The organism is Paracoccus thiocyanatus (assembly GCF_900156255.1).
Classification (GTDB): domain Bacteria; phylum Pseudomonadota; class Alphaproteobacteria; order Rhodobacterales; family Rhodobacteraceae; genus Paracoccus; species Paracoccus thiocyanatus.
In genome coordinates, this window is record NZ_FTMK01000006.1 from 77,917 (window position 1) to 98,307 (window position 20,391).

Consider the following 20,391-nt stretch of genomic DNA (forward strand, 5'->3'; position numbering starts at 1 on the left):
TCTTCAGGCGCGACCGTAGGCCTCGGACATAGCGATGTCCATGGCGGCCTCGGGCGTGGCATCGCCCCAGCAGGCTAGCTGGAAACAGGGATAGAAGCGCTCGCAGGCCAGGATGGCATTGCCGATCATCTGGCCTATCTGTTCGGGGCTGGCGATGGCATCGCCCGAAAGAACCAGCCCATAGCGCCAGACCATCAGCTTCTGCTGCGCCCAGAATGTGAAGCCGCCGTCCCAGACCTGGTCGTTGGCAAGGTTCAGCACCTCGTAAAGCGCCGGCAGCTTCTCGGCGGGCGGGTCCATGTCAAAGGTGCAGATCAGCCGCAGCACCTCTTCTCCGGGCGACCAGGCCAGCGTGATGGAATAGCTGCGCCACTGCCCCTCGACCGCCATGGCGATCTGGTCCTCGGCCAGGCGGTCGAAATCCCATTCATGATGCGCCGCGACGGTTTCCACGATGTCGATGGGATGGATGTCGTCGCTGTGGATGAAGTCAAGCTGTGCCATATCCTGCCCCCTGCCTGTCTGAAAGCGGGGCAAGGTTGAACCCCAACCCTGGCCCCAACCCTTGGTGGCCCAGACTACACCCGGCATAGTTTCCGGAATGTGCCTACAACATATCGTGGGACGGTTCCACCGGGGTGTAAAGCGAAAATTCCGTTACCGGATGGCGACAACCGCCCGGCGGCGCTTGACCGCGCCCGCCCGCCCGGCTTCAAGAGCGCGCAAGGAGGATCAGCGATGCGCGACCACGGCGGCGATATCGACAAGGCGGCCAGCCGCTTTGGCCGGGCGGACTGGATCGACCTGTCCACCGGCATCAACCGCAGGCCCTGGCCGGCCCCGGCGCTTTCACCCCATGCCCTGACCGCGCTGCCGACGCGCGCCGACAGCGCCCGGCTTTGCGCCGTGGCGGCGGCGCGGTTCGGCTGCGCGCCGGGTACCGTGCTGCCGCTGGCCGGCGCCTCGGCCGCGATCCAGCTTTTGCCGCATGTGCTGGCGGGGCGGCGCGCGGCGGTGCTGTCGCCGACCTATAACGAACATGCCGCCAGCCTGCGCGCCGCCGGCTGGCAGGTCGCCGAACCCGCCGATCCGGCCGCGCTGGCGGGCGCGGACCTGGCGGTGATCGTGAACCCGAACAATCCCGACGGGCGCGCCTTCCCGCCCGCGCAGGTCGCCGCCATCGCCGCCACGGTCGGGCACCTGGTCGTGGACGAAAGCTTTGCCGACCCGCGCCCCGACCTGTCGGTGGCGGGCGCGCGGGCCGATAACGTCACCGTGCTGCGCAGCTTCGGCAAGTTCTGGGGCTTGGCCGGGCTGCGGCTGGGCTTTGCCATCGCCGCGCCCGACCTGCTGGCCCGGCTGGCCGAGCGTGCCGGCCCCTGGTCGGTCAGCGGCCCGGCATTGCAGATCGGCGCGCAGGCGCTGGCCGACGCGCCATGGATCGACGACACCGTGATCTGGCTGTCCGAGGCGGCGCTGCACCTGGACCAGATCGTCACTCCGCATTGGCCGCTTGTGGGCGGCACGCATCTGTTCCGGCTTTACGACGCGCCCGACGCGCAGGCCGCGCACACGCTGCTGGCCCGCGCCGGCATCTGGAGCCGCATCTTTCCCTGGCATCCGCGCTGGATCCGCCTGGGCATCCCCGGCAATCGAAAGGAGTTCGACCGGGTGGCGCGCGCCTTTACCGCAGCCGGTTGACATGGCCCATCTTGCGGCCGGGGCGCGCCTCGCCCTTGCCGTAAAGATGGACCTGGCTGCGCGGCTGTCCCAGCAATTCGGGGAGGCGCAGCACGTCGTCGCCGATCAGGTTCTCCATCTCGACATCGGCGTAGCGCTGGCCGTCGCCCAAGGGCAGGCCGGCCACGGCGCGGATATGCTGTTCGAACTGGTCCACGGCGCAGCCCGCCTGCGTCCAATGGCCCGAATTATGCACCCGCGGTGCGATCTCGTTGACCACCAGCCCCCCCGCGGTCACGAACAGTTCCACCCCCATGACACCGACATAGTCCAGCGCATTGGCGATGCGCGCCGCGATCAGCACCGCATCGGTCAGCAGGCCGGCCGGCAGCCCGCAGGGCACGGTGGTGGTGCGCAGGATGCCGTCGCGATGCACGTTCAGCCCCGGATCATAGGCCGCGACCTGCCCGCCCGCGCCGCGGGCGACGATGACGCTGATCTCGGCCGAGAAATCCACGAACCCCTCCAGCACCGAGGGCGCGCCGGTCCAGTCCCGCTGGCCGACATCGGAAAAGCGGATCTGCCCCTTGCCGTCATAGCCCAGCCGCCGGGTTTTCAGGATCGCGGGCGCGCCCAGTTCCGCCAGCGCCGCGGGCAGGTCGGATTCGGTCTCGACATTGCGATAGGGGGCGGTGCGCAACCCGATGCCGGTCAGGAAATCCTTTTCCGCCAGCCGGTCCTGCGACACGGCCAGGGCGCGGCGGTTCGGCCGGATCGGGCGCAGCGATTCCAAAAGGTCCAGCGCCGCCGTCGGCACGTTTTCAAACTCGTAAGTAATGACCTCGACCGATTCGGCGAATGCACGCAGCGCCGCCTGGTCCTCATAGGGCGCGGTGGTCAGCCGTTGCGCCACGTCGCCCGCCGGCGCCGCGCCCGGTTCATAGACATGGCAGCGATAGCCCAGCCGGCTGGCCGCGACCGACAGCATGCGGCCCAATTGGCCGCCGCCCAGGATGCCGATGGTGGCGCCGGGTTTCAGGTCATTCATCGCGCGGCTCCTCGGGGATGGAATCGGACAGGGCCTGGCGCCAGGCGTCCAGCCGCGCCGCCAGTTCGGGATCGGAAATCGCCAGGATGCCCGCGGCCATCAGCCCGGCATTGGCCGCACCCGCCGCGCCGATGGCCATGGTGGCGACCGGAAAGCCCTTGGGCATCTGAAGGATGGAATAAAGCGAATCGACGCCCGACAGCGCGCGGGTCTGCACCGGCACGCCGATCACCGGCACCCGCGTCTTGCTGGCCATCATGCCCGGCAGATGCGCCGCCCCGCCGGCCCCGGCGATGATGACCTGAAGCCCGCGCGCCACCGCGGTCTTGCCGTAATCCCACAGCCGGTCCGGCGTGCGGTGTGCGGAAACGATCCGCGCCTCGTAGCCGATGCCCAATTCGTCCAGGATGGCCGCGGCCTCGCGCATGGTGGGCCAGTCGGACTGGCTGCCCATGATGATGCCCACAGGATGCTTGGCGGCTGGATGCATGGCTCGACCCCTCTTTTTGCCCTGCCCTAAACCGGCGGGACCGGCGATTCAATCAGGCAATGATGTCGGGGGTCAGCTCGTCCTCTAGCCGGGCGATGCGGTCCTTGAGCGCCAGTTTCTGCTTTTTCAGCCGTTGCAGCGTCAGCGAGTGGGTCAGGCTTTGCACCGACAGCGCCGAGATCGCCTCGTCAAGGTCCCGATGTTCGCGCCGCAGCACCTCAAGCCTGGCGCGGACGATTTCTTCATGGGACATCTCGTGTTGGGCGTTCATCTGGGCCTCGGTCTGGACTGGCGCGGTTATAACCTACCGTCAAGCCGCTGTTAATGGGCTTGCCGCGCCGCCGTTGACGCGCCCCACCTTGCGCCCCGCCGCCGGCATTCACATATTGGTCTTGCCGGATCGCCATCCTGGGGTTTGGCCGACAGTCGCTTTCATGCAAAGGGCTTGGGAATGACCAAGATCAGTCTTGCCGCTCATCCGTTCCTGCTGGGTTTCGACCAGTTGGAGCGGCTGGCCGAACGCGCCGCGAAAGGCGCCGAGGGTTATCCGCCCTATAACATCGAACACCAGGGGCAGAACGGCTTTCGGATCACCTTGGCCGTGGCGGGTTTTTCCGAAGACGACCTGTCCATCACGCTGGAGGACCGCCAGCTGGTGATTCGCGGCCGCCAGGCCGAACCCGAGGAGGAGGAGCGCGTCTTCCTGCACCGGGGCATCGCCGCGCGCGCCTTCCAGCGCAGCTTCGTGCTGGCGGACGGGGTCGAGGTGGTGTCGGCGGGATTGGCCAACGGGCTTTTGAACATCGACCTGCGCCGCCTGGTGCCCGACAGCGTGGTCCAAACCATACCGATCAGCCGCAAGTGAAAGGGGATCGCTCATGAACGAGAAATTCGATTTCGGCCCGCAAGAGTCGGGAAACATCGTCTATATCCGCCGCGTCGCCATGGACAGCCTGCCCGACGAGGTGCGCCGCCAGGTGCCCGATGCCGAGGCGCTTTATGCCGTCCACGGCCCGGACGGAGAGCGGCTGGCGCTGGTCAAGGACCGCAGCCTGGCCTTTATGCTGGCGCGCCAGAACGAACTGACCCCGGTCAGCGTCCACTGATCGCCCGCCGCCCCGCGGGGCGGCCCCGGCCTGGCGGCGGCCCGTGGGGCCGGCCGCAGGGCAGTCAGGGCGTCGCGTCCTGGCGTTCGATCAGGTCCAGCCCGATTTCGTCGCGATATTGCAGCAGCAAGGCCCGCGCCGCCGGATCGGCCGGCAAAAGCAGATGCGTTGCGCCATGATTGCGGTGGACCAGCGCCTGCAAGATCGTCTCGCGCGGTCCGGCAGGGCGCAGGGGCCGCGCGACCACCAGCAATTCCGCACCCATCCTGGCGGCCAGGGGCCGGGCCAAATCTTCGTCCACGGGGTGGCAGCCCAGCACCCGCCGGCTATCCTGGGCACGGAACTGCGCCCGCCAGTCATTGGGGCTGCGCCCCGACCTTTCCGGCAGCGCCAGCCCCTTGACCGGGCCGCCCAGGCAGACCGGCGCCGCCTTGCGCAGACCCGGATGCGGGTCATCGGTGCCCCCGGCCCCGGCCGCGGGTCGCCATTTGTCGGTGACGGACAGGATGGCAAGCGGCGCGCCATCCGGGCCGCATAGGGCGATATCGTCGCCCGGCTCGACCGTCCGGGCGAAATCCTCGCCGACCTCCAGCGCCAGCGGCAGCGGCCAGAGCGCGCCCGAGCCCAGCCGCATCCTCGCCTGCACCGAATCGCAATCGGCCTGGGGCAGGAAGCCGCGCAGCGGAAACAGCCCCCCGCCCAGCAGCAGCACCAGATCGGCAAGCTGCCAGTCGGTCAGGACCCAGCCGGGCAGCCGCCCGGCCTCGGCCCGCAGCTTCTGCGCAGCGTCGGGACTGACCAGAAGCGCGGGAATCGGCTGGTGATGCGGCAAGGTCATGGCGGGCTCTTTTTCAAGCAAGGGTCAGGCCAGGATCTCGGCCGCCTGCGGGTCCGGGGCGCCGGCCATGTCATGTTCGGCCAGCCAGCGTTCGGCATCCAGCGCGGCCATGCAGCCCATGCCGGCGCTGGTCACCGCCTGGCGATACAGGTGGTCGGTCAGGTCGCCCGCGGCAAAGACGCCGGGAACCGAGGTCCGGGTCGAACCCGCCTCGACCTTGACATAGCCGCCGTGATGCAGCTCCAGTTGATCCTTGACCAGTTCCGAGGCCGGGGCATGGCCGATGGCGATAAAGACGCCGTCCGCCGGCACCACCTGTTCGGTCCCTTCGCGGACATGGCGCACCCGAACGCCGGTCACGCCCGGCGGCTGGCTTTCGCCCTGGACCTCGACCAGTTCGTGATCCCAGATCACCGAGACCTTGGGATTGCGGAACAGCCGGTCTTGCAGGATCTTTTCGGAACGCAGGCTGTCGCGGCGGTGGATCAGCGTCACCTTGCTGGCGAAGTTGGTCAGGAACAGCGCCTCTTCGACGGCGGTGTTGCCGCCGCCCACCACCACGACCTCGCGGCCGCGATAGAAAAAGCCGTCGCAGGTCGCGCAGGCCGAGACGCCGAAACCCTTGAATTTCTCTTCGCTTTCCAGCCCCAGCCAGCGCGCCTGCGCGCCGGTGGCCAGGATCACCGCATCCGCGGTGATGCGGGCGCCCGAATCAAGCTCGGCCGCAAAGGGCCGCTGGCCCAGGTCCAGCCGCGTCACCGTATCGACGAAGATCCGCGCGCCCATGGCGCGGGCATGCGCCTCCATCTTGACCATCAGGTCGGGGCCCTGGATCTCGGTCTCGCCGGGCCAGTTCTCGACCTCGGTGGTAATGGTCAGCTGGCCGCCCGGCTGCATGCCCTGGATCAGCACCGGCGACAGCATGGCCCGCGCGGCATAGACGGCGGCGGTGTAGCCGGCCGGCCCCGACCCCACGATCAGCACCCGGCTGTGGCGGGGCAGGCTTGTGTCGGCAGCTATCTGGGCAGGGTCATGGGACATCGGAAAAACCTTTCGCTTGACGCTGACCTAGGTAATAACCGCGGCGTCGGCATGCAATCCATCAAGCCGCCCTCGCGCAGTGGTGGAAAGAATGTTGCGCAATCCGGCCCCGCGGGATAGTTTCCGGCATGTTTTTTGCCGGAAAGGCAAATCAGGGGATCCGATGACTGCCAGGCTTGACGAAATCGACCGCAAAATTCTGGCAGAGTTGCAAGCCGACGGCCGCATGACCAATGTCGAGCTGGCCCGCCGCGTCGGCATTTCCGCCCCGCCCTGCCTGCGCCGGGTCCGTACGCTTGAGGAGCTGGGCTATATCCGCGGCTACCATGCCGATATCGACGCGCGCGAACTGGGCTTCGAGGTGCAGGTCTTTGCCATGGTCCGGCTGATGAGCCAGTCCGAGCGCGATCTTTCCGCATTCGAGGCGCTGGCCTGCGAATGGCCGCTGGTCCGCGAATGCCACATGCTGAACGGAGAGATCGACTTCATCCTGAAATGCGTTTCGCCCGATTTGACCAGCTTCCAGCGCTTCCTGACCGAAAAGCTGACGGCGGCGCCGAACGTCGCCTCGGTCAAGACCTCGCTGGTGATCCGCTGCGCCAAGGACGAACCCGGCGTGCCCTTCAGCGTGGTCGAGGAACGGGCGGCGGCCGCGGTGGGCTGACGCCCCCAGCGCCACCGCCGGCCACTTCGTTCGCCCGGCCGTCAGGCGGGGGCGGACCGGATGCTGCCGCGCGCCTTCTTGAACTGGCGCTGCAAGGTGCGGGCGTGGATGCCGTAGCGGGCAGCGACGCTTTTGATCGGCAGAGTCCAGCGCGCGGATGGCCTCGGCGATCTGCTGTTCGGTCAGGCTGGGCGGGCGTCCGACATGGCGCCCCTTGCGCCGCGCCTCGGCCATGCCGGCCTTGGTCCTTTCGCTGATCAGCGTCCGTTCGAACTCGGCCAGCGCCGCCATGATGTGAAAGACCAGCCGCCCGCCCGAGGAGACGGTATTGACCTCTTCGGTCAGCGACTGGAAGTCGATGCCCCGCCGCCCCAGTTCGTCGATGATCTGGACCAGGCCGACCAGCGACCGGCCCAGCCGGTCCAGCCGCCAGACCACCAGCGTCTGCCCCGGCCGCAGCGCATCCAGCATCTGTTCCAGCCCCGGCCGCACCATGACCGAGCCGGAAAAGCCATGGTCCTTGAAAATCCTTTCGCATCCCGCACGCCTTAGCGCAGCCATCTGGAGATCAAGCCGCTGATCCTCGGTCGAAACGCGCGCATAGCCAATTCTCATCTGAAATCCTCTGGTCCGGCCTTGCGCGACGCCTTTCGCCCGCGGCGCCGCCCGGCTCGGACGCATTGACAAAACGGAACCCTTTTGACACGGCACTTCACATCCTAGTTTACGCCAGCAGAGGCTGGATTTCCTGCGGAACTTTCGTCTCTTTTGTCTACAATGCGCAAAGGGTTCCGTTTTGCCGCGCCCGTCAAGGACGGATGCGAGGGGGTTGACGAGGTCGATTTTTCCCGTGGGGGCGAAGTCATTGTATACATGCTCGCCGGGGTTCTAGGCGGCATTGCCGGCGCCGGGCTGGCGCTGGGATTCAAGCTGTCGCTGGGTTGGATCTTCGTGGCCTATTCGCTGGGCGGGGTCGCCCTGGTGATGGCGGCGGTGCTGGTGCGCGGCTTTGGCCGCTCCGTGCGCCGCTCGGCCGCGGCCGCCATGGCGCGCAACCGCCCCGGATACCCGCGCGGGGACTGAACCATCGCACGTCCCGGCCCCGCCACGGCGCGCCGGTTGGGTGCGGCTATAGCGCGATGGCCGAAATCAGCCGGCCGTAATCGGCCTGGTTCTGATGCGTGCTGCGGCGATAGGAGAAAAAGCGGTCCGGGTCGGCATAGGTGCAGTGGCCGGTCCACTCCGCCTGGGCCCCCGCTTCGCGCAGCCGCATCAGGCCGAACGAAGGCAGGTCGAACATCGGCCGCCCGTTCGGCCCGCCGGCGAAGAAACGGTGATGGGCCGGGTCCTCGGCCAGGAACTCGTCCATGAAATCCTCGCCGACCTCATAGGCGCGCTGGCTGATCGTGGGGCCGATCACCGCGCGGATGCGGCTGGCGCCCAGGTCGTTCATCGCACCGACCGCCGCCTCGATCACGCCGGAAAGCGCGCCGCGCCAGCCGGCATGGACGGCGCCGATCACCCCGGCCTCGGGGTCGGCCAGCAGGATCGGCTGGCAATCGGCGGTCAGCACCGCCAGCGCCACGCCGGGCCGGTCGGTGACGATGCCGTCGGCGCGCATCCCGGCCAGGGCGGCGGGGTCGTCGCCGGCGCGCAGCACCGCGATCTGGGCTGAATGGACCTGATGCACGGTGGCCAGCCCGGCGGGCGGCACGCCCATCGCTGCGGCGACGCGGGCGCGGTTGATGCTGACGATCTCGGCCTGGTCGCTGGAGCCGTAGCCGCAGTTCAGCCCCGCAAACAACCCCGAGGACGCGCCGCCGCGCCGGGTGAAGAAGCCATGCCGCACCGAGGCGAGCAGCGGATGGGTCAGGATCTCAAGCGTCGTCTGCATCGTCGTCCAGGGGCTCGAATCCGGCGGGGACGGGCGCATGGCGAGCCCAGAAGGCCAGCACCTTGAACAACTGTCCCATTTCATCGGGCGCGGTCAAGCGATGAAGCGCGGCCATCGCGCCCGCGTCGCCAAGCCGCGCCAGGCGCTGCGCCCGCGTCTCGATCCCCAGCCGCTTCAGCCAACAGCCCTGCGCCACCAGGCGCGAGGGGCGGGCGCCCGCCGCCCGTGCCGCCGCGGCCAAGGGCGCGAAATCGACATGCGCGGTAAGGTCGGCCTGGCCCGGATGGGCCAGCGGGTCTTCGGGCAGGTGGCGGCGCAGGGCCTGGAAGGTGTCGCCCTGCCCGTCCCAGCCGCCATAGTCGATGACGATGGCGCAGCCGCCATGCGCGGCGATTCGCCCGGCAACCTGCGCGACGACGGGCCGCGCGTCGGGACAGGTTTCGCGGATCACCCCCTGGGGCGCTGCGGGCAGCGCGGCGCGGGGCGCGGGCACCAAGCCCATCTCCAGCCCGCCCCGGCCATCCAGCGCCACCACCCGCTCGGCCCAGCCCTGGGCGTCGCGCTGGAACTGGCGGATCGGCAGGGCGTCGAAGAACTCGTTGGCGACCAGGAACAGCGGCGCCTGCGGCAGCTGCGACACATCGTCCAGGTGGTCGATCCGGCCCAGCCTGTCGCGCTGCACCCGACGCAGGTGCGGCGAGGCTTCGACCAGCGCCACCCGCGCCGCCTGGGCCATGCCGGGCACGACGCGGATGGCGCGCAGGATGTCGGCCATCAGCGTGCCGCGTCCCGGCCCGATTTCCGCCAGGGTAAAAGGCGCGGGCCGGCCCTGGTCCAGCCAGGCTTGCGCCAGCGCCAGGCCGATCATCTCGCCGAAGATCTGGCTGATCTCGGGCGCGGTGGTGAAGTCGCCGGCCGCCCCAAACGGATCGCGGGTGGCGTAATAGCCGTGCTGGGGATGCAGCAGGCAAAGCCGCATGTATTCGTCCAGGGCCATCGGCCCCGACAGCCGGATCTGCGCAGCGATCAGGCGCCCCAGCGGCGTCATGCCGCGCCTTGCGGCACCGCCGGCCGGGCGCGGGCGCGGATCAGGAAGGCCAGCCCGACCAGCACCATCGGCAGCGACAGAAGCTGGCCCATGGTCACGCCCCAGACCGCCCCGCCCAGCACATGGCCCAGCGGATTGTCGGGGGTGATGAATTGCGCATCGGCCTGGCGGAAGAACTCGACGACGAAACGCGACAGGCCATAGCCGATCAGGAACAGCCCCAGCGCCTGCCCCGGACGGCGCAGGCCCCCGGCCCGGACCAGCAGGAACAGCGCCGCGGCCAGCAGCACCCCCTCCAGCCCCGCCTCGTAAAGCTGGCTGGGGTGGCGGGCGCAGGGGCCGGTGATGCCGGGACAGTTCTGCGCCGCCTGGCCGGGAAAGACCACGCCCCAGGGCGCATCGGTCGGCCGGCCCCACAGTTCGGCATTGATGAAATTCGCCAGCCGGCCCAGCCCCAGCCCGATCGGCGTCGCCACCGCCAGCGCATCCGCCAGCCGCAGCGCCGGGATGCCGTTGCGCCGGCAATACCACCAGGATGCCAGCACCACGCCAAGGAAACCGCCGTGAAAGGACATGCCCCCCTGCCAGATCACCGGGATCTGCCCCGGATTGGCCAGGTAATAGCCCGGCTCGTAGAACAGCACGAAGCCCAGCCGCCCGCCCAGCACCACGCCAAGGATCACCCAGGTCAGCAATTCCTCGACCCGCGCGGGCGGCATCGGCGCGGCGTCGCCCCAAAGCCGCGGGCGCCGCATCAGCGCGACGATGATGCGCCAGCCGATCAGCAGCCCGGCCAGATAGGCCAGCGCATACCAGCGCAGCGAAAATTCCATGCCGAACAGGTGGATCGTGAAGATCTCGGGCGAGATGTCGGGAAAGGGGATCATGGGCTCCTCGTGTCGGCGCGGGCAGGCTAAGCGGGTGCGGCCCGGTGTCAACCGGCGGCATCAGGCGATTGAACAGCCCCGCCCCCGACGCCATATAGGGGGTCTCGCTGAACCGAAAGGCCCGCCATGACCGCGAACAACCGCTTTCTCGACGATCTCTCGAAATTGATGACCAATGCCATGGGCGTGGCCCAGGGCGCCAAGGACGAGGCGCAGACCGCCTTCAACGGCTGGATCGACCGCTGGCTGGCCGAGCGCGACTTCGTCACCCGCGAAGAATTCGAGGCGGTGCGCGAAATGGCGATCAAGGCGCGGTCCGAGAATGCCGAGCTGCGCGCCCGGCTGGACGCGCTGGAAGGCAAGGGCGTGGCCTCGGTCCAGACCGCCGGCCCGCTTGGCGCCGGCGCGGCCGATGCCGGCGATCAGGGCTGAACCGTTTCTCGCAGCCGACCCTGGCGGTCGTATAGCAGCACCGCGCCCGTTTCTGTCACCACCACCAGCCAGTCGCGGGCAAAGGTGACGGCGGCGGGCCGCGCCCCCTGGGGCAGCGCGACATGATCGGGCAGTTCGGGCAGCGGCGGCTGCGACAGGCGCAGCCACAGCAGCGCCGCGATCACCAGCATGCCCAAGCCCATCACCGCAGCCAGGGCCGTGACCAGGATGCGCAGCCAGCGCAGCATCGGCAACGCTTCCTCTGGTCCCGCATCCAGCCTATTATCCCGTGCCATGGCCGAAATCCTTATCACCATCCCCGAAGGACTGTCCGAACGCCTTGATAAGGCGCTTGCCCTTGCCGCGCCAGAGCAGGCGGCGCTGTCGCGCTCGCGCCTGGCGAAACTGATCGCCGAGGGCGCGGTCCGGGGCCCCTTCGGCCCGGTCACGGACGGCAAGGCGCGGGCCGAGACCGGCGACTACCGGGTCGAGATCGGCGCGCCCGAGCCGCTGGAGGCGCAGCCCGAGCCGATCCCGCTTGCCATCGCCTATGAGGATGCCGACCTGATCGTCGTGGACAAGCCCGCCGGCATGGTGGTCCATCCCGCGCCCGGCGCGCCCTCGGGCACGCTGGTCAATGCGCTGCTGGCGCATTGCGCGGGCAGCCTGTCGGGCATCGGCGGCGCGGCCCGGCCCGGCATCGTGCATCGCATCGACAAGGAAACCTCGGGCCTTTTGGTGGTGGCCAAGACCGACCGCGCGCATCAGGGGCTGGCGCGGCAATTCGCCGACCACACGGCGCGGCGGCGCTACCTGGCCATCGCGCATGGCGTGATCGACCCGGCCGATGCGCGGCTGCGCGGCCTGCCCGGCCTGGGGTTCGAGCCGGGCGGCGTGCTGCGCATCGCCACGCTGATCGGCCGCCACCCCGGCGACCGGCAGCGCCAGGCGGTCAGCCTGCACAGCGGCCGACATGCCGTGACCCGCGCCCGCGTGATCGAGGCTTTCGGTACGCCCCCCGCCGCCATGCTGGTCGAATGCCGGCTGGAAACCGGGCGCACGCATCAAATCCGCGTGCATATGGCCCATGCGGGATTGGGACTGGTCGGCGACCCGGTCTATGGTGGCAACCGGCGGGCCTCGGTCCGGGCGCTGGGGGCAGACGGCGCCGCCGCCGTCGCCGCCTTCCCGCGCCAGGCGCTGCATGCGGCCGAGCTGGGCTTTGACCATCCGGTCAGCGGGCAGGCGCTGGCCTTTGCCAGTCCGCTGCCGCCCGACATGGCCGGATTGCTGGCAACGCTGCGCGCGGGACCGGGCTGACGGAACCCCCGCCGCGGCGATCGCGTTCACAATTACCCGCCCAGGCGCGGGACAGGGAATTTTCTGATGGCAAACTATACCAACCTTCCGGCACCCAGCCCCGAACAGGGCCTGAACCGCTATTTGCAGGAAATCCGCAAGTTCCCGCTGCTGGAGCCGGAAGAGGAATACATGCTGGCCAAGGCCTGGGTCGACCATCAGGATGCCGAGGCGGCGCAGCGGCTGGTAACAAGCCACCTGCGGCTGGCCGCCAAGATCGCCATGGGCTATCGCGGCTATGGCCTGCCCCAGGCCGAGGTCATATCCGAGGCCAATGTGGGCCTGATGCAGGCGGTCAAGCGCTTTGACCCGGAACGGGGCTTTCGCCTGGCCACCTATGCGATGTGGTGGATCCGCGCCTCGATCCAGGAATATATCCTGCGCTCGTGGTCGCTGGTGAAGATGGGGACCACCTCGGCCCAGAAGAAGCTGTTCTTCAACCTGCGCAAGGCCAAGTCCAAGCTGGGCGCGCTGGAAGAAGGCGACCTGCGTCCCGAAAACGTCGCCCAGATCGCCCATGACCTGAACGTGACCGAGCGAGAGGTCATCGACATGAACCGCCGGCTTTCGGGGGGCGACGCCTCGTTGAACGCCACGGTGGGCGCGGGCGACGGCGAATCGACGGCGCAATGGCAGGACTGGCTGGAGGACGAGGATGCCGACCAGGCCGAAGCCTTTGCCGAAGCCGACGAGCTTTCGACGCGGCGCGAGATGCTGATCGCCGCCATGGACGTGCTCAACGACCGCGAAAAGGACATCCTGATGGAGCGGCGGCTGCGCGACGATCCGATGACGCTGGAAGAGCTTTCGACGCGCTACGAGGTCTCGCGCGAGCGCATCCGCCAGATCGAGGTCCGCGCCTTTGAAAAGCTGCAAGGCCGTATCCGGGACCTGGCGCGCGAACGCGGCATGGCCGTGCCCGAAACCGCCTGACCCGCGATTGCGCGCCCTTGTCCCCGCGACCTGCCGGCTGACGGTTCCCACCCGAACGCGCAGCCGGCGGGCGGCCCCGGTCGATGCCCGATGCTGTCCGTGCCCGGGCCTTGGCCGCGGCGCCGGATCAGCAATGTTTCGCGCCAAGGCGGCACCAGGACGCGGCGGGAAAACTGGTGCCGCCCGCGCCCCGCTATGGACGCCGCCGCCCGCCAAGCCAGCACCGGCGCGAATTATCGCGACCGCAGGCAGAGTTGACCGCCGGCCGGCTTGGCTTATGGTCGGGACAAGACAGCAAGGGCCGATGGCGCGGACATGACGGCGCTGAACCAATATCAACGGCTGGAAGCCGCGGGAATCTGGCGCGAGACGCCGAAATCGCAGTTGCGCGACGTGATCGTTTCCTTTGGCGATGCGACGCTGGTCCTGGCCGATCCCCGCTCGGAAATGCCGCTGGCGCATTGGTCCCTGCCGGCCGTCACCCGGCTTAACCCCGGCAAGCTGCCGGCGCGCTATGCGCCGGGCGGACCCGAGGCGGGCGAAGAGCTGGAAATTGACGACGAGCTGATGATCTCGGCCATTTCCAAGGTGCATCGGGTGATCGAGGCCAGCAAGCCGCATCCGGGCCGCCTGCGGGGCGGGCTGATGCTGGGGGCTGCCGCGGTGATGGCGCTTGTGGCGCTGTTCTGGGTGCCGCCGGCACTGGTGCGTCATGCCGCCGACATCGCCCCGCCGGCGCAGCGGGCCGAAATCGGCCGTCTGGTGCTGGCCGAGATCGCCAAGACCACCGGCAGCCCCTGTTCGCGCCCGGCCGGCGACATGGTGCGCCAGAAGCTGGCGATGCGGCTGATCGGCCCGGATGCGCAGGTGGTGGTGGTGCCGGCCACGCTGCGGGGGGCGATCCGCCTGCCCGGTCCCATTACCGTCATCGGCGAGGATCTGGTCGAAGGCCAGGTCACGCCCGAAGCCGCGGCCGGCCATATCCTTGCGGCGCAGGCCGTGGCGGCCTGGCATGACCCGCTGCTGGCTGCGCTGCGCCATGCCGGGCCGCGTGCGACCTTTCACCTGCTGACCGCGGGAACCCTGCCGGCGAAATCGCTGGCGGGCTATGGCGAAAAGCTGCTGGCCGATCCCGCCCCCCGCCCCGAGGACGAGCCGCTGCTGGCCTATTTCACCCGCGCCGGCATTTCCAGCGAACCCTATGCCCGCTCGCTGGACCCGACCGGCGAGGCGGTGCTGGGCCTGATCGAGGCGGACCCCTTTCGCACGACCGAGCCGCGGCCGGTGCTGGGCGACCGCGAATGGCTGGCGCTGCAAGAAATCTGCGACCAATAGGCGCGGGTCAGCGCGGGAAGGCATCGCGAAACCCGGCCTTGCGGATGCCGTCCAAGGCGCGGACGATGCTTTCGCGATCGGCAAAGGGGCCGGCCATCAGGAATTCGACCTCGCGGCCGCCGATGCGATCCTTGCCGCGCAGGACCGGATAGCCCATGGCCGCAACGCGGGCCGCCGCGCGTTCGGCGTTTCGCGCATCGGCGAAGCTGCCGATCTGGACATAGCGCGCACCGGCGGGAATCAAGCCGGGGCGCGCCGGCGGCGGGGGGTCCGGCGACGCCCTGCCGACCGCAGGCCGCGCCGGGGCAGCCGGCGCCGGCGATTTCCGCTGCGGCTGGTCGGCCGCGGGACTGGTCGCCGGGGTCTGCGCCGCCTGGTCCGACATTTCCATGTCACCCGCCACCGCGGGCTGGTCGGCGGGCTGGTCGGGGCGCGCGTCGGCGGTGGTATCCTTCGGCACCGGGGAAATGCTGCCGATCGGGCGCATGAAGCTGAGCCGCGACAGGGCGGAATCCGGCAGGGACGCGCAATAGCCCTGTGTCGGGTCGTCCAGCCCCGGCACCCCGCCGGCATGGTCATAGCCCAGCAATTCGCACAGCCGGCGGTTCGGATGCAGCGTGCCGCCCATGCTTTGGCGCAGCGCAGGCACAGCCGCCAGCGTGGCCCGCAGCGCATCCAGCGGGGCCGTGGAATCGGGTTCCGGCCCCAAGTCGGGCAATTGCTCCATCGGGCGGGGATCGCTGGCAAGTTCGCCGGGGCGCAGATTGGGCACCACCTGCCGGGTAAGCGCTTCTTCCAGCAACTCGGCACTGCTGCGGCCGGCATCGGGGTCCAGCGCCCGCAGCCGGGGCTTGCCGTCCAGCCCGCGCGCCGAAAGGGTCGGCGGATAGCCGCAGATCGGCGTGCCGTCGCGTGCCAGCCGCGCCATCCAGCCGCCCGCATCGTCGCGCAAGAAGACGCAGCCGCGGCTGTCGATATATTGCCGCGACGTGAAATTGGCCGGCGGCTCTTCGGCCGGCCGGGGCACCTGCGCCAGCGCAAGCCCCGGCAGCAGCGCCAGCATCAGCCACAGAATCGCGCGCATCGCCCATCCCTCGAATCACTTCTGATCCGGTGATAGGCCGAAACCCCTGAAGGCCCGGTTAATGCAGCCGTTATTTCGTGCCGAACATGCGGTCCCCGGCATCGCCCAGACCCGGCACGATATAGCCGTGCTCGTCCAGCCGCTCGTCCAGCGCCGCGGTCACGATCGGCACGTCGGGATGGGCTTCGCGCATCCGCGCCACCCCTTCGGGCGAGGCGAGCAGGCACAGGAATCGCAGGTTGCGCGCCCCCGCCGCCTTGAGCAGGTCGATGGCCGCGACCGAGGAATTGCCGGTAGCCAGCATCGGATCGACGACGATGGTCATACGTGCATCCAATGCGCTGGGAACCTTGGAGTAATACTGCACCGGCTGCAACGTTTCGGGGTCGCGGTAAAGCCCGATGAAGCCGACGCGCGCGGCCGGGATCAGCTCAAGGATGCCGTCCATCAGCCCGTTCCCGGCCCGCAGGATCGAGATCAGCGCCAGCTTCTTGCCCTCCAGCGTGGGCGCCTGCATCTCGCAAAGCGGGGTCTCGATGCGGATCGTCGTCATCTCCAGCTCGCGCGTAACCTCATAGGCCAGAAGCAGGCTGATCTCGCGCAGCAGGCGGCGGAAACCGGCGGTCGAGGTCGATTTGTCGCGCATCAGCGTCAGCTTGTGCTGCACCAGCGGGTGATCGACGACGGTCAGGTGCGCTTGGGTCATGTCAGTTCCTTTCGCAGGCGGGTTCGGGTGGTCGGGTCGCAGAAGGCCGCGTCGACGGCCCATAGGTTCATCTGCCGAAACTCGGCCTCGGCCCAGCCAAAGGCATCGGCAAGGCGTTGATATTCCTGCGACAGCGTGGTGTGGAAGAACGGCGGATCGTCGGTCGAGACGGTGACGCGCACGCCCGCGTCGGCCAGCCGGGCGATGGGATGGGCGGCCCAGTCCCGCACCAGCCCCAGCGCCACGTTCGAGCCGGGGCAAAGTTCCAGCGTGATCCCGCGTTCGGCCAGGTCGCGCAGCAGCGCCGCGTCCTCGACGGCGCGGATGCCGTGGCCGATACGGGTGACGCCAAGCGCCAGCGCGGCGCGGATCGATTGCGGCCCGCGCCATTCGCCGGCATGGGCAGTCAGGCCCAGCCCGGCTTCGCGCGCGCAGTCGAAGGCCCAGGCGAAATCTGCCAGTTCGCCCACATCCTCGGCCCCGGCGATGCCCAGGCCCGCCACCCAGCCGCCCGAGGTTTCGGCGGCACAGATCGCGGTCTTGCGGGCGCGCTCGGGGCCGAAATGGCGGATGCAGGTCAGCACGGCGCGGCTGGCGATGCCGTCGCGCTCGGCCTGGGCGGCGGCCTCCTCCATGGCGGCGAGGTAGTCGCGCCAGGCCGGCAGGTCGGCGCCGCCGCAGAACTCGGGCGAGACGAAAAGCTCGGCATAGATCGCGCCCTGATCGGCGCATTGCGCAAGCACCTCGGACAGCAGCCGGGCATAGTCCCGCGGCGTGGCCAGGACCGAGGCCGCGGCTTCGTAAACCCGCAGAAAGTCCTTGAAATCGCGCCAGGCATAGGCGCCGCATTCATCGAAGATGCCGCCGATGTCGCGGTGCTTTTCGGCCGCAAGCGCCCGGATGAAGCCGGGGGGCGCCGCGCCCTCCAGGTGCAGGTGCAACTCGATCTTCTTCAGCGATTTCACAGGAACGACCTCCCCGGCCCGACCGGCGGCAGGCGAAGGTGCGAGGCGACCGAGGCGGCGATGTCGGCGAAACCGACCTGGCCGATTTCGCGCGCGCCATAGCCCCAGCCCAGCACCGGCACGCGTTCGCGCGTGTGGTCGGTGCCGGGCCAGGTCGGGTCGTTGCCGTGATCGGCGGTAAAGATCGCCAGGTCGCCCGGCCGCAGCCGCGCCATCAGCGCACCGGCCACGCCATCGAACCATTCCAGCGCCGCCGCATAGCCCGCCACGTCGCGGCGATGGCCGTAAAGGCTGTCGAACTCGACAAAATTGGCGAAGGTCAGGCTGCCCTGTTCGGCCTGATCCGCCAAGGCCAGCAGATGGCCGGCCAGGTCGGCGTCCGAGCGGCCCTTGTGCAGGCGGCCGATGCCGCGATGCGAGAAGATGTCGCCGATCTTGCCGACCGCATGGGTCGCCCGCCCAGCATCCTGCGCCACGTCCAAAAGCGTGGGGCGGGGCGGGGCGATGGCATAGTCGCGCCGGTTCGGGGTGCGGGCAAAGCTGCCCTCGGCGCCCAGGAAGGGGCGGGCGATGACCCGGCCCACCCGCATCGGATGGACCATGGCGGCCACGGCCTGACAAAGCCGATAGAGCCGGTCCAGGCCAAAGGCGTCCTCATGCGCGGCGATCTGCAACACGCTGTCGGCCGAGGTATAGCAGATCGGCCAGCCGCTGCGCAGATGTTCGGCCCCCAGCCGGGCGATGATCTCGGTCCCCGAGGCATGTTCGTCGCCCAGGATGCCGCCGGTCCCCGCTTCCTGCGCGATGCGGGCGCTGAGATCGGGCGGAAAGGCCGGGCGGGTATCGGGGAAATAATGCCATTCCCAAGGCACCGGCACGCCGGCGATTTCCCAATGGCCCGAGGGGGTGTCCTTGCCGCGCGAGATCTGGGTCGCGGCCCCCCACAGCCCCTGCGGCCGGGCGCCGAGGCCCGGCGCCGCCTCGTCGCTGGCCAGCCGGATCGCGGCGCCCAGGCCCAGGGCGTCCAGATGCGGCATGGTGAGCGGGCGCGCCTGGGCGATATGGGCCAGGGTGTTCGCGCCGGTATCGGGCTGGCCGGCATTGAAATAGCCCCCCGCATCGGGCGCGCCGCCGATGCCCACGGAATCCATCACGATCAGAAAGGCGCGTCGGTCGGTCATGTCACCTCGTTGCGGATCAAGGGGCCGGGGCCGGGGCCATCGCCCAGCAGATAGGCGGCCGCGACGGTGGCCACTGCCGCGTCGGCCGCCGCCTCCGAGGCGGCATGGACCAGCGCCAGGGGGCGATCCGGGGTCGCCTCTTCGCCGATGCGCAGCAACTGCGCAAGCCCTACCCGCGGGTCCACCCGGTCGCGGGCATGCAGCCGCCCACCGCCAAGCGCGACGACGGCATGGCCCAGCGCCTCGGTGTCGATGGCGGCGACGCGGCCATGGCCGGGAACGGCGCGCACCACCGGGGCAGAGGGCAGATGGCGTTCGGGATGCTCCAGCAGGTCCGAGGGGCCGCCCTGCGCCGCGACCATGCGGGCGAAACGCTCGGCCGCGGCGCCGCTGTCCAGCGCCCTTGCCGCATCACCCTGGCCGCCGCCCAGCGCAAGGCAGGCCGAGGACAGCGCCAGCGACAGATCGCGCAGCGCACCCTGCCCCCCCTTCAGCACGGCAATGGCCTCGTGCAGTTCCAGCGCATTGCCGGCGGCGCGGGCCAGCGGCTGGTCCATGTCGGTGACATAGGCGCGGGCGCGGCAGCCGGCCTCCGCCGCGGTATCGACCAGCGCGCGCGCCAGCGCCAACGCCGCTTCAGAGCCGCGCAGAAAGGCGCCGCTGCCCTGCTTGACGTCCAGCACCAGCGCATCCAGCCCCGCCGCCAGCTTCTTGGACAGGATCGAGGCGGTGATAAGGTCGATCGAACCCACCGTCGCGCTTTCGTCGCGGATCGCGTAAAGCCGCGCATCGGCCGGCGCAAGGTCCGGCCCGGCCGCGACGATGGCGCAGCCGACCTGGGTCACGACGCGGCGGAACGCATCCTCGGCCAGCGCGGTGCGCAAGCCGGGGATGGCTTCCAGCTTGTCCAGCGTGCCGCCGGTATGGCCCAGCCCGCGGCCCGAGATCATCGGCACAAAAGCCCCGCAACTCGCGACCAGCGGCGTCAGGACCAGGCTGACCGTGTCGCCGATGCCGCCGGGCGAATGCTTGTCCACCACCGGCCCCGGCAGATCCCAGCGCAGCACATGGCCGCTGTCGCGCATGGCGCGGGTCAGGGCCACCCGGCCCGTTCCGTCCAGACCGCGCAGCAGCACCGCCATGGCAAAGGCCGCGGCCTGCGCGTCGCTGACCGAACCGTCAGCCAAGCCGCGCGCGATCAGCGCCGCCCCCGCCGCGTCCAGCCCGCGCCCGTCGCGGATCGCGGCGATGACCGGACGCGGATCGGCAGGGTTCATTCCGTGCCCGACATGTGGCTGATGTCAAAGCGGCCCGGCAGCAATTCCCCGATGGTGGTGGCCAGCCGGTCGCCGCGGGTCGTGGCCAGCAGCACCGGGGTTTCGGCGCGGCCGAACTCGGCCAGCTTCTGCCGGCAGCCGCCGCAGGGCGGCACCGGGCCTTGCGAATCGGCGATGACCGCGACCTCGACCAGGCGGGTCTCGCCCGCCGCGACCATGGCGGCGATGGCGCCGGCCTCGGCGCAGGTGCCTTCGGGATAGGCCACGTTCTCGACGTTGCAGCCGGTATAGATCCGGCCCGAGGCGCCGCGCACCGCCGCGCCGACCTTGAAATTGGAATAGGGCGCATAGGCCCTTTCGCGCACCTCGCGCGCCGCATCGACAAGCGCCATCGTCCCGCCCTTTGCCAGCCCAATCCGACCG

Annotated in this window: 25 protein-coding genes and 1 pseudogene; 9 read left to right on the plus strand and 17 right to left on the minus strand. The window is 69.6% G+C overall.

Features of this window, described 5'->3' with window-relative positions; all coding sequences use genetic code 11:
* Positions 1–3: 3 nt before the first annotated feature.
* Complete coding sequence (locus F3H32_RS06380) at positions 4–504, minus strand: type III secretion system chaperone family protein (RefSeq protein ID WP_149765119.1); 501 nt, start codon at positions 502–504, stop codon at positions 4–6.
* Between the two features lie 234 nt (positions 505–738).
* Here F3H32_RS06380 and cobD point away from each other — a divergent pair, with 234 nt between their 5' ends.
* Entirely contained in the window at positions 739–1,701 is a 963-nt protein-coding gene (gene cobD, locus F3H32_RS06385) for a threonine-phosphate decarboxylase CobD (protein WP_149765120.1), read from the plus strand.
* On the opposite strand, the gene F3H32_RS06390 is transcribed toward cobD, so the two are convergent.
* From F3H32_RS06390 to F3H32_RS06400, 3 genes are read right to left on the minus strand one after another with little or no spacing between them, the layout of a single operon-like run.
* Positions 1,685–2,728 (minus strand): 5-(carboxyamino)imidazole ribonucleotide synthase, encoded by a 1,044-nt coding sequence (locus F3H32_RS06390; protein ID WP_149765121.1) that lies wholly within the window; start codon positions 2,726–2,728, stop codon positions 1,685–1,687. The genes cobD and F3H32_RS06390 overlap by 17 nt on opposite strands.
* Positions 2,721–3,218, minus strand: a complete 498-nt coding sequence (purE, locus tag F3H32_RS06395) for a 5-(carboxyamino)imidazole ribonucleotide mutase (RefSeq protein WP_149765122.1) — start codon at positions 3,216–3,218, stop codon at positions 2,721–2,723. The genes F3H32_RS06390 and purE overlap by 8 nt, the downstream gene beginning before the upstream one ends.
* 52 nt (positions 3,219–3,270) lie before the next feature.
* Entirely contained in the window at positions 3,271–3,489 is a 219-nt protein-coding gene (locus tag F3H32_RS06400; protein ID WP_115756901.1) for a YdcH family protein, read from the minus strand.
* Positions 3,490–3,669: 180 nt separating this feature from the next.
* Between F3H32_RS06400 and F3H32_RS06405 the strand changes: the two genes are divergently transcribed.
* Together F3H32_RS06405 and F3H32_RS06410 are read left to right on the plus strand one after the other, a co-directional pair.
* Positions 3,670–4,083 carry an Hsp20 family protein gene (locus F3H32_RS06405; RefSeq protein WP_115756903.1) on the plus strand — a complete coding sequence of 138 codons (414 nt, stop codon included), beginning with the start codon at positions 3,670–3,672 and terminating at the stop codon, positions 4,081–4,083.
* A gap of 13 nt (positions 4,084–4,096) precedes the next feature.
* On the plus strand, positions 4,097–4,324 hold the full coding sequence (locus tag F3H32_RS06410) for a DUF1150 family protein (protein WP_115756905.1): 228 nt from the start codon (positions 4,097–4,099) through the stop codon (positions 4,322–4,324).
* A 64-nt stretch (positions 4,325–4,388) separates the two neighbouring features.
* Here F3H32_RS06410 and F3H32_RS06415 read toward each other — a convergent pair whose 3' ends face one another.
* Positions 4,389–5,162, minus strand: coding sequence for a bifunctional sulfate adenylyltransferase/adenylylsulfate kinase (locus F3H32_RS06415; RefSeq protein WP_149765123.1), 774 nt, complete (start codon positions 5,160–5,162; stop codon positions 4,389–4,391).
* Positions 5,163–5,186: 24 nt separating this feature from the next.
* On the minus strand, positions 5,187–6,203 hold the full coding sequence (gene trxB / locus F3H32_RS06420; RefSeq protein ID WP_149765124.1) for a thioredoxin-disulfide reductase: 1,017 nt from the start codon (positions 6,201–6,203) through the stop codon (positions 5,187–5,189).
* Between the two features lie 163 nt (positions 6,204–6,366).
* Between trxB and F3H32_RS06425 the strand changes: the two genes are divergently transcribed.
* Entirely contained in the window at positions 6,367–6,867 is a 501-nt protein-coding gene (locus tag F3H32_RS06425; protein WP_149765125.1) for an Lrp/AsnC family transcriptional regulator, read from the plus strand.
* Positions 6,868–7,134: 267 nt separating this feature from the next.
* On the opposite strand, the pseudogene F3H32_RS06430 reads toward F3H32_RS06425, so the two are convergent.
* Positions 7,135–7,548: pseudogene (locus tag F3H32_RS06430) on the minus strand (recombinase family protein); the annotation flags it as partial.
* A gap of 96 nt (positions 7,549–7,644) precedes the next feature.
* Here F3H32_RS06430 and F3H32_RS06435 point away from each other — a divergent pair.
* Complete coding sequence (locus tag F3H32_RS06435) at positions 7,645–7,950, plus strand: hypothetical protein (protein WP_149765126.1); 306 nt, start codon at positions 7,645–7,647, stop codon at positions 7,948–7,950.
* 46 nt (positions 7,951–7,996) lie between these two features.
* Here F3H32_RS06435 and pgeF read toward each other — a convergent pair whose 3' ends face one another.
* The 3 genes from pgeF to lgt are packed head-to-tail and all read right to left on the minus strand — an operon-like array spanning position 7,997 to position 10,696.
* The gene (gene pgeF, locus F3H32_RS06440) at positions 7,997–8,761 is read right to left on the minus strand and encodes a peptidoglycan editing factor PgeF (protein ID WP_149765127.1); all 765 of its coding nucleotides are present in this window, start codon (positions 8,759–8,761) and stop codon (positions 7,997–7,999) included.
* The gene (locus F3H32_RS06445; protein ID WP_149765128.1) at positions 8,745–9,809 is read right to left on the minus strand and encodes a class I SAM-dependent methyltransferase; all 1,065 of its coding nucleotides are present in this window, start codon (positions 9,807–9,809) and stop codon (positions 8,745–8,747) included. Before F3H32_RS06445 ends, pgeF begins: the two co-directional genes overlap by 17 nt.
* Positions 9,806–10,696, minus strand: coding sequence for a prolipoprotein diacylglyceryl transferase (lgt, locus tag F3H32_RS06450; RefSeq protein WP_149765129.1), 891 nt, complete (start codon positions 10,694–10,696; stop codon positions 9,806–9,808). Before lgt ends, F3H32_RS06445 begins: the two co-directional genes overlap by 4 nt.
* A gap of 126 nt (positions 10,697–10,822) precedes the next feature.
* Between lgt and F3H32_RS06455 the strand changes: the two genes are divergently transcribed.
* Positions 10,823–11,128, plus strand: coding sequence for an accessory factor UbiK family protein (locus F3H32_RS06455; protein ID WP_115754236.1), 306 nt, complete (start codon positions 10,823–10,825; stop codon positions 11,126–11,128).
* Here the strand turns inward: F3H32_RS06455 and F3H32_RS06460 are convergent.
* Positions 11,119–11,424 (minus strand): DUF6476 family protein, encoded by a 306-nt coding sequence (locus tag F3H32_RS06460; protein WP_223191361.1) that lies wholly within the window; start codon positions 11,422–11,424, stop codon positions 11,119–11,121. The two genes, F3H32_RS06455 and F3H32_RS06460, sit on opposite strands and share 10 nt — an antisense overlap.
* Here F3H32_RS06460 and F3H32_RS06465 point away from each other — a divergent pair.
* From F3H32_RS06465 to F3H32_RS06475, 3 genes are all read left to right on the plus strand, one after another.
* Positions 11,423–12,448 carry a pseudouridine synthase gene (locus tag F3H32_RS06465; protein WP_149765130.1) on the plus strand — a complete coding sequence of 342 codons (1,026 nt, stop codon included), beginning with the start codon at positions 11,423–11,425 and terminating at the stop codon, positions 12,446–12,448. The two genes, F3H32_RS06460 and F3H32_RS06465, sit on opposite strands and share 2 nt — an antisense overlap.
* A 66-nt stretch (positions 12,449–12,514) precedes the next feature.
* Entirely contained in the window at positions 12,515–13,420 is a 906-nt protein-coding gene (gene rpoH / locus F3H32_RS06470; RefSeq protein ID WP_149765131.1) for an RNA polymerase sigma factor RpoH, read from the plus strand.
* Positions 13,421–13,735: 315 nt separating this feature from the next.
* On the plus strand, positions 13,736–14,755 hold the full coding sequence (locus F3H32_RS06475) for a hypothetical protein (protein ID WP_149765132.1): 1,020 nt from the start codon (positions 13,736–13,738) through the stop codon (positions 14,753–14,755).
* 7 nt (positions 14,756–14,762) lie between these two features.
* Here F3H32_RS06475 and F3H32_RS06480 read toward each other — a convergent pair whose 3' ends face one another.
* The 6 genes from F3H32_RS06480 to F3H32_RS06505 form a co-directional block, all read right to left on the minus strand.
* Positions 14,763–15,839 carry an SPOR domain-containing protein gene (locus F3H32_RS06480; RefSeq protein WP_149765133.1) on the minus strand — a complete coding sequence of 359 codons (1,077 nt, stop codon included), beginning with the start codon at positions 15,837–15,839 and terminating at the stop codon, positions 14,763–14,765.
* 70 nt (positions 15,840–15,909) lie between these two features.
* Complete coding sequence (upp, locus tag F3H32_RS06485) at positions 15,910–16,545, minus strand: uracil phosphoribosyltransferase (RefSeq protein ID WP_149765134.1); 636 nt, start codon at positions 16,543–16,545, stop codon at positions 15,910–15,912.
* Entirely contained in the window at positions 16,542–17,510 is a 969-nt protein-coding gene (locus F3H32_RS06490) for an adenosine deaminase (protein WP_149765135.1), read from the minus strand. The genes upp and F3H32_RS06490 overlap by 4 nt, the downstream gene beginning before the upstream one ends.
* Entirely contained in the window at positions 17,507–18,691 is a 1,185-nt protein-coding gene (locus F3H32_RS06495) for a phosphopentomutase (protein ID WP_149765136.1), read from the minus strand. The genes F3H32_RS06490 and F3H32_RS06495 overlap by 4 nt, the downstream gene beginning before the upstream one ends.
* The gene (locus tag F3H32_RS06500) at positions 18,688–19,968 is read right to left on the minus strand and encodes a thymidine phosphorylase (RefSeq protein ID WP_149765137.1); all 1,281 of its coding nucleotides are present in this window, start codon (positions 19,966–19,968) and stop codon (positions 18,688–18,690) included. The genes F3H32_RS06495 and F3H32_RS06500 overlap by 4 nt, the downstream gene beginning before the upstream one ends.
* Positions 19,965–20,360 (minus strand): cytidine deaminase, encoded by a 396-nt coding sequence (locus tag F3H32_RS06505; protein WP_115754228.1) that lies wholly within the window; start codon positions 20,358–20,360, stop codon positions 19,965–19,967. Before F3H32_RS06505 ends, F3H32_RS06500 begins: the two co-directional genes overlap by 4 nt.
* Positions 20,361–20,391: the final 31 nt, after the last annotated feature.